This is a genomic window from Ureibacillus thermosphaericus, assembly GCF_002370195.2.
Classification (GTDB): domain Bacteria; phylum Bacillota; class Bacilli; order Bacillales_A; family Planococcaceae; genus Ureibacillus; species Ureibacillus thermosphaericus.
The window spans coordinates 2,594,512-2,610,503 of the sequence record NZ_AP018335.1 but is presented as its reverse complement, the minus strand read 5'-3'; the positions used below and the strand labels follow the sequence as shown (position 1 = coordinate 2,610,503).

The 15,992-nt window shown below is 36.9% G+C and carries 14 protein-coding genes and 1 other annotated feature; all 14 genes read left to right on the top strand.

The genetic code is table 11. The features are described from left to right. Positions 1-148 precede the first annotated feature (148 nt). Positions 149-1,510 carry a glutamyl-tRNA reductase gene (gene hemA, locus UtA1_RS12515; RefSeq protein WP_096551377.1) on the top strand — a complete coding sequence of 454 codons (1,362 nt, stop codon included), beginning with the start codon at positions 149-151 and terminating at the stop codon, positions 1,508-1,510. A 108-nt stretch (positions 1,511-1,618) separates the two neighbouring features. Beyond that, on the top strand, positions 1,619-2,443 hold the full coding sequence (gene ccsA / locus UtA1_RS12510; RefSeq protein WP_096551375.1) for a cytochrome c biogenesis protein CcsA: 825 nt from the start codon (positions 1,619-1,621) through the stop codon (positions 2,441-2,443). A gap of 18 nt (positions 2,444-2,461) precedes the next feature. Then, entirely contained in the window at positions 2,462-3,391 is a 930-nt protein-coding gene (hemC, locus tag UtA1_RS12505) for a hydroxymethylbilane synthase (protein WP_096551373.1), read from the top strand. After that, the gene (locus UtA1_RS12500) at positions 3,384-4,136 is read left to right on the top strand and encodes a uroporphyrinogen-III synthase (protein ID WP_096551371.1); all 753 of its coding nucleotides are present in this window, start codon (positions 3,384-3,386) and stop codon (positions 4,134-4,136) included. The genes hemC and UtA1_RS12500 overlap by 8 nt, the downstream gene beginning before the upstream one ends. Next, positions 4,136-5,116, top strand: a complete 981-nt coding sequence (hemB, locus tag UtA1_RS12495) for a porphobilinogen synthase (protein ID WP_096551369.1) — start codon at positions 4,136-4,138, stop codon at positions 5,114-5,116. Before UtA1_RS12500 ends, hemB begins: the two co-directional genes overlap by 1 nt. Position 5,117: 1 nt before the next feature. Continuing rightward, entirely contained in the window at positions 5,118-6,407 is a 1,290-nt protein-coding gene (gene hemL / locus UtA1_RS12490; protein WP_096551367.1) for a glutamate-1-semialdehyde 2,1-aminomutase, read from the top strand. 128 nt (positions 6,408-6,535) lie between these two features. Further along, a complete protein-coding gene (locus tag UtA1_RS12485; protein ID WP_096551365.1) occupies positions 6,536-7,405 on the top strand; it encodes a hypothetical protein in 870 nt (289 codons plus the stop codon). A gap of 254 nt (positions 7,406-7,659) precedes the next feature. Continuing rightward, positions 7,660-7,884: a binding site (T-box leader), on the top strand. Positions 7,885-7,939: 55 nt separating this feature from the next. After that, positions 7,940-10,585, top strand: coding sequence for a valine--tRNA ligase (locus UtA1_RS12475; protein WP_096551362.1), 2,646 nt, complete (start codon positions 7,940-7,942; stop codon positions 10,583-10,585). A 90-nt stretch (positions 10,586-10,675) separates the two neighbouring features. Then, positions 10,676-10,978: a hypothetical protein gene (locus tag UtA1_RS12470; RefSeq protein WP_096551360.1), complete on the top strand. Its 303-nt coding sequence runs from the start codon at positions 10,676-10,678 to the stop codon at positions 10,976-10,978. A gap of 161 nt (positions 10,979-11,139) precedes the next feature. Further along, positions 11,140-12,444: a bifunctional folylpolyglutamate synthase/dihydrofolate synthase gene (locus UtA1_RS12465; protein WP_096551358.1), complete on the top strand. Its 1,305-nt coding sequence runs from the start codon at positions 11,140-11,142 to the stop codon at positions 12,442-12,444. Then, positions 12,428-13,678, top strand: a complete 1,251-nt coding sequence (locus UtA1_RS12460; protein ID WP_096551356.1) for a bifunctional folylpolyglutamate synthase/dihydrofolate synthase — start codon at positions 12,428-12,430, stop codon at positions 13,676-13,678. The genes UtA1_RS12465 and UtA1_RS12460 overlap by 17 nt, the downstream gene beginning before the upstream one ends. Positions 13,679-13,866: 188 nt before the next feature. Further along, complete coding sequence (locus UtA1_RS12455; RefSeq protein WP_016838420.1) at positions 13,867-14,508, top strand: hypothetical protein; 642 nt, start codon at positions 13,867-13,869, stop codon at positions 14,506-14,508. 95 nt (positions 14,509-14,603) lie between these two features. After that, positions 14,604-15,191 carry a Maf family protein gene (locus tag UtA1_RS12450; RefSeq protein WP_096551354.1) on the top strand — a complete coding sequence of 196 codons (588 nt, stop codon included), beginning with the start codon at positions 14,604-14,606 and terminating at the stop codon, positions 15,189-15,191. Between the two features lie 15 nt (positions 15,192-15,206). Beyond that, positions 15,207-15,905, top strand: a complete 699-nt coding sequence (radC, locus tag UtA1_RS12445) for a RadC family protein (RefSeq protein WP_016838418.1) — start codon at positions 15,207-15,209, stop codon at positions 15,903-15,905. Positions 15,906-15,992 lie beyond the last annotated feature (87 nt).

Sequence of the window (15,992 nt, the reverse complement as noted above, 5' to 3'; positions counted from 1 at the left end):
ACAGGAATCAAATTTTGTTATTCTTATATTAGAATTATTTTAAAGTAAAAAATCTTATTTCATAACTTTTTCATAATTAGCGTTTAGATAGCGCTTTCTTTATGTTAGAATAGAGGTTATGAAATAGTTCGTGAGAGGTGTTAAGTTCATGCACACACTAGTTGTAGGCTTGAATTATAGAACTGCGCCAGTCGAAATTCGTGAAAAGTTGTCGTTCATTGAAAGTGAATTACCACAAGCGATGGCTGCGTTAAAAAAAGAAAAAAGCATATTAGAAGACGTGATCGTGTCGACTTGCAATAGAACGGAAATCTATGCGGTAGTTGATCAGCTGCATACAGGACGTTATTATATAAAACGTTTTTTATCCAACTGGTTTAACATTCCGATTGAGGAATTTGAGAGCTATTTATTTATTCGTGAAAATGATCAATCGTTAGTACACTTATTCCGAGTAACTGCAGGAATCGATTCGATGGTATTGGGAGAAACTCAAATTCTTGGACAAGTCAAGAAAAGCTTTTTAGAGGCACAAGAAATTGGTTCGACGGGTACGATTTTTAACCGCTTGTTTAAACAAGCAATTACTTTTGCGAAAAAAGCTCATAAAGAAACGACGATTAACGAAAATGCCGTTTCAGTATCTTATGCTGCGGTTGAACTGGCAAAGAAAATATTTGGTTCCCTAAAAAATAAACATGTATCGATTTTAGGCGCTGGTAAAATGGGCGAGCTTGCTATGGAAAATCTGTATGGAAGCGGCGTTGGAAAAGTAACGGTATTAAATCGTACTTTTGAAAAAGCGGTGTCTTTAGCTGAAAAATTTGAAGGACATGCTAAATCGATTAAGGAATTGCAATGTACTTTGCTTGATACAGATATTTTAATTACATCAACAGGTTCAACAACGTATGTAATTGATTATGAACTAATGCAGTTTGTAGAGCGTTTACGCAAAGGAAAACCTTTGTTTTTAGTTGATATCGCAGTTCCACGAGATATCGATCCTAAAGTAGGCGAATTACCTAACATATTCTTATATGATATTGATGACTTACAGGGAATTGTAGAAGCGAATTTAGCAGAACGAAAACAGGCCGCTCAACAAATTGAAAAAATGATTGAACAAGAAATTGTTGAATTTAAAGATTGGGTTGCAACGCTTGGAGTAGTACCGGTTATTGCGGCATTGCGCAAAAAAGCAAATATGATTCAACAAGAAACGATGAAAAGTATTGAAAATAAAATGCCAAATCTAACTGAACGGGAACGTAAAATTTTAAATAAACATACGAAATCCATCATCAATCAATTGTTAAAAGAACCAATTCTTCAAGCGAAGGAAATTGCTAACTCTCCAAAAGCCAATCAAAAACTTCAATTGTATCAACAAATTTTTGGAATTGAAGAATTAGTTCAAGAAGAAATTCAAAGTCAACAATTGAAGTTAGAAACTGAAGAAGAACGAATTCAAGACGGAATTGAAAATCAACCAAAATTATCATTTTAAGTAAGAATTTTGAGGCGTTTTCGTATCGATGTGGTAAACTAATGATACGGAAGCGCTTTTGTTTTAAATTTTAATCATAATGACGTATAAGATGGAGAAGGGTTTCGTATGACTGAAGTGATGAGTAACCTTTACCAAATAATGGTTATACTATATGCGATAAGTATAATGTTTTATTTTGTCGATTATTTTTATAAAAAAGAAATCATTCGTAGAACTGCATTTTGGTTAGTATCCATTGTTTGGATATTGCAAACGGCTTTTATCGTATTAAGCGTGTTGGAGACTAAACGATTCCCTATATTATCGCTTTCTGAAGGGATTTATTTTTATGCTTGGTTACTTGTAACGCTGTCAATCTTCTTGCATTGCATAGCAAGAACAGATTTACCGGTGTTTTTTATTAATATACTCGGATTTATTTTTATGACAATTCGACTGTTTGCACCAAATAATTTGAATCCAGTATTAAAAACCATGGAATCTGAAATGCTGTTTATACATATTGGTTTTGCCATTTTATCGTATGCAGCATTTTCCCTTTCATTTGTCTTTTCAGTGCTATACTTAATTTTATACCACCTATTAAAAAAGAAAAAACATACAAAACTTTGGTCTCGTTTACCCTCCTTATCTCAAATGGCGACTTGGATGAATTATTCAATCATTATTGGCCTTCCAATCATGGTGATTAGTTTGCTATTAGGATTAGAATCGGCATTTATGAAAGTGGAGGGAGCAATTTCGTTTTTTGATGCAAAAATCATCGGTTCTTTCATAGTGCTTGTCATATATGTAGCTATCATCATGTTAAAGCAGCGAGGAATAATTACGGGACTGTCATTTGCTTGGACTCAAGTTTATGCTTATTTCGTTGTACTCATTAATTTCTTTTTGGGAAGTAAGCTATCCCAATTTCATTTATGGTATTAGCAGAAAGGTAGGTTCATCATGAGAAAAATTATTGTAGGTTCTCGAAAAAGTAAATTAGCATTAACCCAAACAAATTGGTTTATTAACGAATGTAAAAAAGCTGGTTTTCCTTTTGAATTCGAAATTAAAGAAATTGTCACAATAGGTGATAAAATATTAGACGTTCAATTATCAAAGGTAGGAGGAAAAGGATTATTCGTAAAAGAGATTGAAAAAGCATTGTTAGATAAAGAAATTGATTTTGCGGTGCATTCGATGAAAGATATGCCAGCAGTATTACCGGATGGTTTAACAGTCGGCTGTATTCCATTCCGCGAAGACCCTCGTGATGCCCTTATTTCAAAAAATCATATTAAGTTCAATGATTTACCAGAAGGGGCAGTTGTAGGGACAAGTTCTTTACGACGCAGTGCTCAACTATTACAAGTGAGACCAGACCTTGAAATCAAATGGATTCGAGGAAATATCGATACCCGATTGAAAAAACTTGAGACGGAAGGTTATGATGCGATTATTCTTGCTGCAGCAGGGTTAAAACGTATGGGATGGTCAAGCGAAGTTGTAACAGAATATTTGGATGTTGACATTTGCTTACCGGCTGTTGCTCAAGGAGCATTAGGAATTGAATGTCGTGAAGATGATGAAGAACTTTTAACAGAACTAGCGAAATTAACAGATAATAACACTAAGAAAGCGGTAACTGCTGAGCGCACGTTTTTAGCTGCGATGGATGGAGGTTGTCAAGTACCGATTGCAGGATATGCAACGGTTGATGGAGATGTCATCACGATAACGGGACTTGTGGCATCACCTGATGGAGCGATTTGTTACAAAGAAACAATTCAAGGAAATGAACCTGTAGAAATTGGAAATAAACTTGCTCAACTTTTAACTGATCAAGGTGCTTATGATTTAATCGCTAAGGTGAAGGCGGAGAACAATGCATAAACCTTTGGAAGGAAAAACGATAATCCTAACTGGTTCAAAAAAAACGTTGTCTATTATAGACGAAATCGATCAGCTTGGGGGAGAAGCGGTAGTTTGTCCGCTCATACAAACTGAAGAAGTAATTAGTATTGAGGACAAAGAGCGATTATTTTCTTGCCTAAACTATGACTGGCTTATTTTTACGAGTCAAAATGGTGTTGAGTTTTTTTATAAAAAAATAGAACGTCATCATTTTAACTTGGCACATTTTTCTAGTAAAATTGCTGCTGTAGGAGAAAAGACGGCCAAACTGTTAGAACAATATGGCTTTACGGTTCATTTCATGCCTACTATTTTCAGCGCTGATACATTTGTAAAAGAATTCCCTTTTGTAAGTGGTACGTCACCAAAATGTTTATTTATTAGAGGGGAATTAGCAAAGGACACCATAAAGAAAGGGCTGCCATTTCATATTGACGAATGGACGGTATATAAAACGATTGAAAATAGGAAATCCATTGAAACGCTAGTAAAGACGATTCAAACGAATAATGATCCAATTGTTATTTTTGCCAGTCCGTCAGCGGTAGATTGTTTCAATAAATTTGCAGTTTCACAAGTAGGATGGAACCAAATGAAAATCGCTTGCATTGGTCACATAACTAAAGGTGCCGTTGAAAAATATGGTGCCGTTGTTACATATTTTCCGAAGAAATATACGATGCAATCAGTTATTGAAGCGATTATAAAAGGAGAGGAATCATAATGTCACAATTTGAATTCAGAAGACATCGTAGATTACGTGCAAACGCTACAATTCGTTCTATGGTAAGAGAAAACCATTTACACAAAGAAGATTTAATTTACCCTATTTTCGTGATTGAGGGCGAAAACATTAAAAATCCAGTAAAATCTATGCCAGGTGTCTACCAACTTTCTTTGGATAATTTAGATGCTGAGATTGATGAAGTGGTATCACTTGGAATCCCATCAGTGATTTTATTCGGAATTCCTGCTGATAAAGATGCACAAGGAACAGGTGCTTTCCATGACCATGGAATTGTGCAAAAAGCGACACAACAAATTAAAGAGAGATATCCTCAATTGATGGTCATTGCAGATACATGTTTATGTGAATTTACTGATCATGGTCACTGTGGTTTAGTGGAAGGGGACAAAATTTTAAATGACCCATCCCTTGATATATTAGCTCGCACAGCTGTTTCTCAAGCGAAAGCAGGAGCTGATATCATTGCACCTTCCAATATGATGGATGGGTTTGTAGTGGCCATTCGCCATGCTTTAGATGAAGCTGGATTCCAAGATGTTCCAATCATGTCCTATGCTGTAAAATATGCTTCAAGCTATTACGGACCATTCCGTGAAGCAGCGGAAGGAGCACCGAAATTTGGCGACCGCAAAACATATCAAATGGATCCAGCCAATCGTTTAGAAGCGTTCCGTGAAGCTGAATCCGACATTGAAGAAGGAGCTGATTTCTTAATCGTTAAACCAGCTCTAGCTTACATGGATATTATTCGAGATGTGAAAAACAATTTCCCAGTTCCAGTAGTTGCATACAACGTATCTGGAGAATATGCGATGGTGAAAGCAGCAGCACAAAACGGCTGGATTGATGAAAAGTCTGTTGTGTTAGAAACTTTACTTGGAATGAAGCGTGCGGGTGCTGACTTAATCATTACTTATCATGCTAAAGATGTAGCTCGTTGGTTGGAGGAGAAGTAAAATGCGTACCTATGAAAATTCAGTGAAAGCATTTAAAGAAGCAGTAAATTTAATGCCTGGAGGGGTGAACAGCCCTGTTCGTGCATTCAAATCTGTTAATGCAGAACCGATATTTATTGAATCTGGGGAAGGTGCCATTATTCGTGACATTGACGGCAACGAATATATCGATTATGTGCTTAGCTGGGGGCCGTTAATTTTAGGGCACTCTCATCCAGAAGTTGTGAAAGCAATTCAAGAACAAGCAGCAAAAGGAACTTCTTTTGGTGCACCGACAGTATTAGAAAACAAATTAGCACAAATCGTTATTGAAAGAGTACCTTCAGTTGAAATGGTTCGTTTTGTTTCATCTGGAACAGAAGCGACGATGGCTGCTCTTCGACTAGCTCGAGGATACACAGGCCGTAACATTATAATGAAATTTGAAGGTTCTTACCATGGCCATGGAGATTCATTATTAATTAAAGCGGGATCAGGTGTTGCAACACTTGGTTTACCTGACAGCCCTGGCGTACCTGCAGACGTTGCAAAAAATACAACAACGGTTCCTTATAATGATTTAGAAGCAGTAAAAGCAACATTTGAAAAATTAGGTGACAACATTGCCGCGGTTATTGTAGAACCTGTTGCAGGGAACATGGGGGTTGTTCCACCGAAACCAGGATTTTTAGAAGGTTTACGTGAAATTACGAAACAATATGGCGCATTGCTTATTTTTGATGAAGTCATGACAGGATTCCGCGTCGATTATCACTGCGCTCAAGGTTACTATGGCATTGATCCAGATTTAACATGCCTTGGAAAAGTTGTGGGAGGCGGACTTCCTGTAGGTGCTTATGCTGGTAAGCGGGAAATCATGGAAAAGGTTGCGCCAAGTGGACCAGTGTATCAAGCAGGAACATTATCAGGTAACCCTCTCGCGATGACTGCTGGAATTGAAACATTATCCCGTTTAACACCTGAATCTTATGACTACTTTAAAAAATTAGGTGACCAATTGGAAGCTGGAATTCGTGAAGCCGCAACAAAATATAACATTCCGCATACAATAAATCGCGCGGGAAGTATGATTGGATTATTCTTAACAAATGAAGATGTAGTTGATTTTAAATCTGCCCAAACTTCCGATTTAACATTATTTGCTGAATTCTATCGACTCATGCTAGAAGAAGGAATATACTTACCACCTTCCCAATTTGAAGGATTGTTTATTTCAACTGCACATACGGAAGAACATATCGCAAAAACGGTAGATGCATTCCACAAAGTATTTGCAAAATTAGCTCGATAATAATTAGAGTGTCTTTTCCGTTGATAAGGAAGAGACACTCTTTTTTATTTTATAAAGTAATGAGGGATTTTTAATTCTTTAATCATACTTCCGATTCTCGGGCATAGAGTATTACGGGAGGGAAACATATGGCAAAAATCAATTGGGAAATGATGACGCAATTTATTTTTCCAGAAGCTTATGGGATTGTAGAAGAAGTTGTTTCGGTCCAAGTCATCCCGCGTTGGCAACAAACAGAATTAGAAGAATCTCTTCGTTTAACAGGCATTTATCATATTAAAGCAACAGTGAAGTTTAATCCAAAAATAAAGCCAGATTATAGCGAAGGTACGTTAATTGAACATTTAGATTTAAAAGGTGATGAAGGTTACTTTGAATACGCATTGCCTTTAGAAGTTGATTTACCTCGTGAGAAAGTTGCAAAAGATTGTCGACCAGAATTGCTTGTTGATGATATATCCTTTTTTGTATATGATGGCTCAAGCTGTACGTTTAAATGGGAAGTAAAATGCACATTTGATGAACCGGTAGTAGGTGCATTATTCCAAGTAGAATCTGAAGAGAAGGTAGCTGAACGAGTAGCCGTTGTGGCGGCTAATACAGGAGAAGTATTAGAAAGAGCCAAAACTGACCAGCCACCATCTACATTAGAACATCCACTAGTAAATGAACCATTGCAACAAACAACGATTGAAACTACTGACCATTCGTCGAAAATGAATGAAAATCAACAATTTTCGAATTCTGATGAATTTACTCTACATGAAAATCCGTCCATTTCCGTAGAACCACCTGAAGAATATAACTTTGTGGAAGAAGCAAAAAAAATTCGAAAAGAAACGGAAGAAGTAAAATTAGTTAATGAATCATCTAGTAAACTATTCATTGATGAAAAGTTTAAGATTCCTTCTGATTCAGATGACTTCTATAATGAGCTTTCTGAAAATTATAGCGTATTGAAATTTAGATCATATCCGTCCATAACAACCATGAAATGAGGGCAAGTAGAAATAGCAGTAATACATCACCTGTCGTAGGAATAAAAACGACGCGAATAGCTTGAAAAACTGTAATTGGGATACAAATGCTTTTTGCAAAAAAACGTATTTTTCGAAGCCAAGGCGGTAATAACCAAGGATTATAATTTTTTCGTCTTTTGTGGAATAATGACATGGAAATCACTCCTTTCATTTCCTTCAAACTTGAAAACTGCTGCTAAATTTTATACAATGATTTAAGCAGTTGAATACACATTGATGCGATGAACTGGAAGAGTAAAATGATGTTGCATGCTAAAGAGAGGAAACGGTAGCTGAAAAGTTTCCGCATGCACGCATTTGAAGGTAGCCATGGAGCAACTTTTATGAAATTGAAGTAGTAAAAGTCGGTTGAACACCGTTATCGAAATGAGCGCTATTTAGACATTTATTGTCTAAATGGAAAAAAGGTGGTACCGCGAAACTCCTTCGTCCTTTTTGGGATAAGGAGTTTTTTATTTTGCCAAAATTCAATCAACTAAAGGAGGAACATTCATGTCAGAAAACGTGACAATGCCAACTAAGTACGATCCAAATTCAGTTGAACAAGGTCGTTATAAATGGTGGCTAGAAGGGAAATTTTTCGAAGCAGATCCAAATAGTGACAAAAAACCATATTCCATTGTTATTCCACCACCAAACGTAACAGGAAAACTGCATCTTGGTCACGCTTGGGATACAACATTGCAAGATATTATTATTCGCATGAAACGGATGCAAGGATATGATGCATTATGGCTTCCAGGTATGGACCATGCTGGAATTGCAACACAAGCAAAAGTAGAAGCGAAGTTGCGTGAAGAAGGAAAAAGTCGCTACGATTTGGGTCGTGAAAAATTCCTTGAAAAAACGTGGGAATGGAAGGAAGAATATGCTAGCCATATTCGTGAACAATGGGCAAAATTAGGATTGTCATTGGACTATACAAAAGAGCGTTTCACATTGGATGAAGGTTTATCTGATGCTGTAAAAGAAGTGTTCGTACGTCTTTATGAAAAAGGATACATTTATCGCGGCGAACGCATCATCAACTGGGACCCGGAAGCAAAAACTGCTTTATCAGATATCGAAGTAATTTATAAAGAAATCCCTGGTGCCTTCTATCATATGAAATATCCGCTTGCGGACGGCTCAGGTTATTTGGAAGTTGCTACTACACGACCTGAAACAATGCTTGGGGATACTGCTGTAGCTGTTCATCCTGAAGATGAACGTTATAAACCGTACATCGGCAAAACAGTAATCTTACCGCTTGTCAATCGTGAAATTCCAATCGTAGCAGATGAATATGTGGATATGGAATTTGGTACAGGTGTTGTGAAAATTACACCAGCCCATGATCCAAATGACTTTGAAGTAGGAAACCGTCACAATTTAGAACGAATTTTAGTAATGAATGAAGACGGTACAATGAACGAAAATGCTGGCAAATATCAAGGTATAGACCGATTTGAATGCCGCAAGCAAATTGTGGAAGACTTAAAACAACAAGGCTACTTAATAAAAATTGAGGAACATACGCATTCCGTTGGACACTCTGAGCGTTCTGGGGCAATAGTCGAGCCTTATTTATCTAAACAATGGTTCGTAAAAATGAAGCCTCTTGCAGAAGCGGCATTGAAACTTCAACAAGATGAAGAAAATAAAGTGAATTTTGTTCCACCACGCTTTGAAAATACGTATATTCATTGGATGGAAAATATTAAAGACTGGTGTATTTCTCGTCAGCTTTGGTGGGGCCATCAAATTCCTGCTTGGTATCATAATGAAACGGGTGAAATTTATGTTGGAAAAGAACCACCTAAAGATGCGGAAAATTGGACGCAAGATCCGGACGTATTAGATACGTGGTTCTCTAGTGCATTATGGCCATTCTCAACAATGGGTTGGCCGGATACACATCATGAATTATATCAACGCTATTATCCAACAAATACGCTCGTTACAGGTTATGACATCATCTTCTTCTGGGTATCCCGCATGATTTTCCAAGGGCTCGAATTTACAGGAAACCGCCCATTTAAAGACGTGCTCATTCATGGCTTAGTTCGTGACGGGGAAGGACGTAAAATGAGTAAGTCCCTTGGAAACGGTGTAGACCCAATGGATGTGATTGACCAGTACGGTGCAGACTCTCTACGCTACTTCTTAGCAACCGGCTCTACACCAGGTCAAGACTTACGTTATACGAATGAAAAAGTCGAAGCGATTTGGAATTTTGCAAATAAAATCTGGAATGCATCTCGCTTTGCACTCATGAATATGAACGGTTTAAAATACGAAGAAATTGATTTATCCGGTGAATTGAGTGTTAGCGATAAATGGATTTTGACACGATTAAATGAAACGATTGAAAAAGTAACAGACTTAGCTGAACGTTATGAGTTCGGGGAAGTTGGGCGTGAATTGTACAACTTCATTTGGGATGACTTCTGTTCATGGTATATTGAAATGGCGAAGCTTCCACTATATGGAGACGATGAAGCGGCAAAACTTACAACTCGCTCCGTACTTGCGTATGTGCTTGACAATACAATGCGCCTACTTCATCCAATGATGCCATTCATTACAGAAGAAATTTGGCAACACCTTCCACATGAAGGGGAATCCATCACTGTTGCTGAGTGGCCAAAAGTAAGACCAGAATTTAATTTCAAAGAAGAATCTAATCATATGAAACTTCTTATGGACATTATACGTTCAGTTCGAAATATCCGTGCAGAAGTGAATACGCCAATCAGCAAAAAAGTTCCTTTATTTATTAAAGCGAAAGATGCGGAAACAGTAAAAATTCTAGAGGACAATAAAGCTTATATTGAGAAGTTCTGTAATCCAGAACAATTAGTGATTGGGGAACAGGTTGCAACACCTGAAAAATCGATGACAGCAGTTGTGACAGGCGCAGAGCTATTCTTGCCGTTAGCAGGGCTCATTAACTTAGAAGAAGAAATTGCACGTCTTGAAAAAGAGTTAGATAAATGGGCGAAGGAAGTAAAATTAGTATCTGGCAAGCTTTCCAACGAGAACTTCGTGAAAAAAGCTCCGGAAGCACTAGTTGCTAAAGAACGTGAAAAACTTGCTGACTATCAAGAAAAATATGATACAGTGAAAAAACGTTTGGATGAATTGAAGCAAATGTAATCATTTTTTTGATTTTGAAATTCGCTCAAGCTGAAGTATTTTTTCGGCTTGGCGAATTTTTTTCATGTGCCGGTGGAGTAATCTGTACAAGTGGAGGATTCAACCGCACGAGCAGGGGTGTTATCTACACGAGTATGGAATCCAACTGCACAAGTTTGTGTGTTATCTGCACAAGTGGAGGATTCAACCGCACGAGCAGGGGTGTTATCTACACGAGTATGGAATCCAACTGCACAAGTTTGTGTGTTATCTGCACAAGTGGAGGATTCAATCGCACGAGCAGGGGTGTTATCTACACGAGTATGGAATCTAACTGCACAAGCTAGTGTGTTATCTGCGCAAGCGGAAAATCCACTCGCACGAGCAAGGATGTTATCTGCACAAGTAGATTGATATTTACAGGACTTGGGGTTCTATCTGCGCAAACAAAAGATGTATCCTCACAAGCTAGTGAGTTATCTACATAGGCAGTTTATTTATTATCAAAAATCATTTCTTTGATGATACGCCATTCCTTTTGGAGTAAAATTATGATGGTTAGGAGGCGGGGTTATTTGTTTACATCAATGGAAGAATGTACGAATTTTATGTTTGGTTTAAAGGCTGAAAAGCATAAAGGGGAACCTTTTCAGGCAATGAACAAAATTTTGCCACTTATTAACAATCCCCATGAAAAAGTCACGTTCATACATATTGCTGGTTCGAATGGGAAAGGTTCTACTTTAAATTATTTAAAGGAAATTTTACAACATGCTCAATATAAAGTAGGAACCTTTACATCACCGCATTTAGAACGGGTGAATGAACGAATCACCATTAATGGTATAGATATTACAGATGAACGATTTTTATCCCTTGCGAATCAGCTATTTAAAATTATTGATGAACTGGGAGAGCATTATCCTAGCTTTTTTGAACTAATGACACTTATCGCGTTTATGTATTTTGCAGAAGAAGAAGTTGATATTGCACTTATTGAAGCTGGAATAGGTGGCCGTTTCGATTGTACAAATATCATCACACCATTATGTTCTATTATTACAACAGTATCTCTAGATCATACTGAAATACTTGGGGATACTTTAACAGAAATTGCCTATCAAAAAGCGGGGATTATTAAAAAAAATATACCTGTGGTTACCGCCGTTCAGGATGAAGAAGCAATGAATATTATTCGTCACGAAGCAGAACAAAAACTAGCTCCTATATTTGTTTATGGGGAAGACTTTTTCGTGTCGAATATTACGCTGAATACATCAAATCAGCATTTTACGTACCATTTAGGCAATGTGAAGTTAGATATATCATTAAAGATGATGGGTGCCCATCAAATCGTAAATGCCAGTTGTGCATTAACTGCAATAACTATACTAAGAAGTATCGGTTTTTCTAAGATTACAGATCATCACATTCAATCAGCATTAGAAAAAGCGTTTTGGCCTGGGCGCTTCGAACGGTTTGGTAAACAAGTTATATTAGATGGCTCTCATAATTCGGAAGGAACTAGGGCGCTCATTGATACTCTTATAAATCAATATCCAGACTATAAGTATAAGTTTATTTATTCTGTGATGAACGATAAAGATTATAAAGAGAGCATTTCCATGTTAGACAAAGTTGCAGAAGCGATTTATTTCACAGAGATACCTATACCGCGCGCTGCGAAAGCAAAGAATTTGGCAAGTTGTTCAGGGCATCCTTTTAAGGTTGTAAATGAAAACTGGAAGATGCTTATAGAACAGCAGTTGAAGAATCTGGAGAAAGATGAATTACTCATCATAACAGGTTCTATTTTATTCATTGCGGAAGTTCGGAAATATTTAAAGATGAAGGAAGAAGCGTATGATTCTCAATTTTGAACAATATAAAGAAAGATGGAATGTTCATAGTGACAGTATGATAAAACCGGGATTAGAGTCGATAAAAAGAGCGTTGACATTGCTTCATAATCCACAAGAAAAGCTTAAAGTAGTACATGTTGCAGGTACGAATGGAAAAGGTTCAACCATCGCCTTTTTAGAACAAATGGCGCTAAATCATGGACTATCCGTTGGAAAATTTATGTCACCATGTGTGGTGGATGTACACGATCAAATTCAAATAAACGGTAAACCGATTACACAGAAGCAAATGGACGTTGTTTTTCAACAAATGAAACACGCAGGAATCAGCGGATTATTAACGGATTTTGAGCTCCTTACATGTGCAGCGTTTCTTCATTTTGCTAATGAGCAAGTAGATTTAGTGCTTCTTGAAACGGGCTTAGGCGGATTAGAAGACAGCACAAATGTAGTCAATCCATTAGTTTCAATTATCACTAGCATCGCCCTAGAGCATACTCAAATTCTAGGTCATACGATTAAGCAAATTGCACAGCATAAAGCAGGAATTGTGAAATATGGGAAACCTGTGGTGATTGGGAAATTACCAGAAGAAGCTTTAACTGTTGTGAAACAAAAAGCCCATATTCAACAATCACCTTTGTATGCTTATGACGAGACGTTTACTGTTGAGGCAGATGAACAAGGGGAAAAGTATATAAATTTCAAGGAAAAAATAATAATTGAAAAACTCAAGAGAAAGTTGCTAGGTGCCCACCAAGGAGAAAATATGGCACTTGCAATTACTGCTTTTATAGAGATGGCGAAAATCTTACAAATTGAAGTTCAGATCGATTTGGTTCGACAATCAGTGGGTTGCACAAGTTTACCTTCTCGTTTTGAACAAGTGTTTCCGAATGTCTATTTTGATGGAGCCCATAATCCAGCTAGCATTGAGAAACTTATCGAAACGATTAAACAACAGTTACCAAATAAAAGGATTCGTTTCGTTCTAGGAATGGTTGCAGATAAAGATATTGAGAAAGTGTTGCGCTCCTTAGAAACAATTAGCGATGAATTTTATTTTGTCGATTTTCAAAATACTCGAGCTGCGAAAGCTAAAGATTTACTACATCTTTCAAAGGCGAAGAAAAAAGTAATATTGAAAGACTGTATCCCATTTATTCAATCAAGTGTAAATTTTGAAGGGATTACATTCGTGACCGGTTCCCTTTATTTATTAGCAGAAATACGCAATCAATTAAGAATATGATTTAATGTCTCAAGACCCTAGAAATCCTATTATATTGATAAACCCTTTTCTAATGGTTTCTTACAAATAATTATCTTTTAGATTTGTTCCATTATCATTTTCAATTAAAAATAAACATATGAAATAATATAGACATTGTTCGACTACAGATTTGAAATGGTGATTGTTGAATTGAAAAGGGTGATTCGATGAAATTTCCACATATCATTGGGCGACGAGAAATCGTAAGGGCTGCTCTATTAGGTTCTATTACAGGGATTGTAGGTGTTCTATTATTCATTCTTATACTAAATTCCATGAATTCAACTTATACCGAGCAGAAACATCAAAATGAATTAATTCCCGTTAGCTCGCAACAAACAGAAGAGAATGAAGAAGATGTGAAGGATGGCTACAGTGAGCAATTTTATGCCAATCAGCATGGAGTTTTTTCAAGTTTTGAAGCTGCAACAGATTTTGTATATGGCTATGCTAGTTTAAACACAAGCGCTGTCGTTGAAATTGATGGGAATTATTATGTTTGGTCCAGTGTTTCGACTACGAAAGAAGGGGTCGTGAAATCTGATGATCCTCCTTCCTTTGCCAAGCCTTTTACATTATCCGCTGCAGGTTGTTCTGAACCAGCTTTAAAAAATCTTCCTTCTTTACTGAAAAGTAATGATCCTGCAAAATTTAATTTTGAAGGTGTCGAAAATAAAGAAGATTTTCCTCCCGATTGGCAAACAATATCCTTCGCATTATCAAGTATATCAAGTGATTTATCAATCATTCGAATGCATCTGTTAGCCCACTATTTTACAGAAAATGACTGTTTGAAAATTAAATTTTAAAGATACAAACTGCAGTCAAATTTGTTATTTCCTAAAGTACGATGAATTTTTCAAAATCCCATTCCTAGGCTATATTATGTATAGGAGGAATGGAAATGAAATTTAGAACAAGTCATCAACTCGTTTTAGCGTCAGCCTCACCAAGAAGAAAAGAATTATTTGCAAAGCTAGGAGTCCCTTTTGAAATAATGGCGAGCAGCGTGGAAGAGACTTCAGTGCAAGCGAGGGACTTCAAAGATTATGTTCAAAAAGTGGCACTATTAAAAACGCAAGATGTTGCAAGTCATTGCCCTGGAAAAACAATTATTGGTGCAGATACTATCGTTGTGTTCAATGACGAGCTTCTTCACAAGCCAAAAACAAAGGAAGAAGCGATTCGCCATTTAGAAAAACTCTCATCGAATCGCCATCAAGTGATGACTGCTGTGGCTATCATAACAAAAGATCGGCAAGCGGAATCCTTTGTAGAAGTAACCGACGTATATTTTAAAAACCTGCCGAAACCGATGATTGAAATGTATGTTCAAACAAATGACCCTTTCGATAAAGCTGGTGGTTATGGGATTCAAACAGCTGGTGCATTATTTATCGACCGAATAGAAGGTGATTATAATACGGTTGTTGGACTTCCGATTGCATTCCTATTTGAAAAAATGATGGAATTAAAAATTATCGAACTATAGGGGGTATGTAATGATATGTCCATCGGCACTTTTCCTGATTTGATGATACGCGATTTACATATCGATGATCGTCCGAGGGAAAGGCTAATAAAACAGGGGCCGCAGAGCTTATCAAACCAAGAACTGATTGCTATCTTATTGAGAACGGGTACGAAGCAAGAGTCGGTCTTATCATTGGCAAATCGTGTGCTCAATTATTTTGAAAAATTACATGAATTAAAACATGCTACGTTGGAAGAAATTGTATCAATAAAAGGAATTGGTCAAGCGAAAGCGGTGCAATTATTGGCAGCAATTGAGCTAGGTAGAAGACTATCTCAAAAGCAAATGGATTCACGCTTTACGATTCGCTCACCAAAAGATGCCGCATCTTTTTTGATGCCTGAAATAGGCTCTTTACAACAAGAGCATTTTGTAGCATTGTATTTAAATGTGAAAAATCAGGTGATTCATAAGCAAACGATTTTCATTGGAAGCTTGAATTCGTCCATCGTCCATCCCCGTGAAATATTTAAAGAAGCTGTGAAACGTTCAGCTGCTTCAATTATTTGTGCCCACAACCATCCGAGTGGGAATGCAACACCAAGTCCCGAAGATATTGAAGTGACAAAAAGGCTTCAGGAAGCGGGATTTATAATTGGAATAGAACTAATTGATCATGTCATTATTGGTGATCATCAATACGTTAGTTTAAAAGAGCAAGGTTATATTTAATTCATAAGTCAAATATGACAGGTTGATTCCAAAAAAGTCGAAAGTCCCCCATTTTTTTGGATTTTCGGCTTTTTTCGTGACGATTTT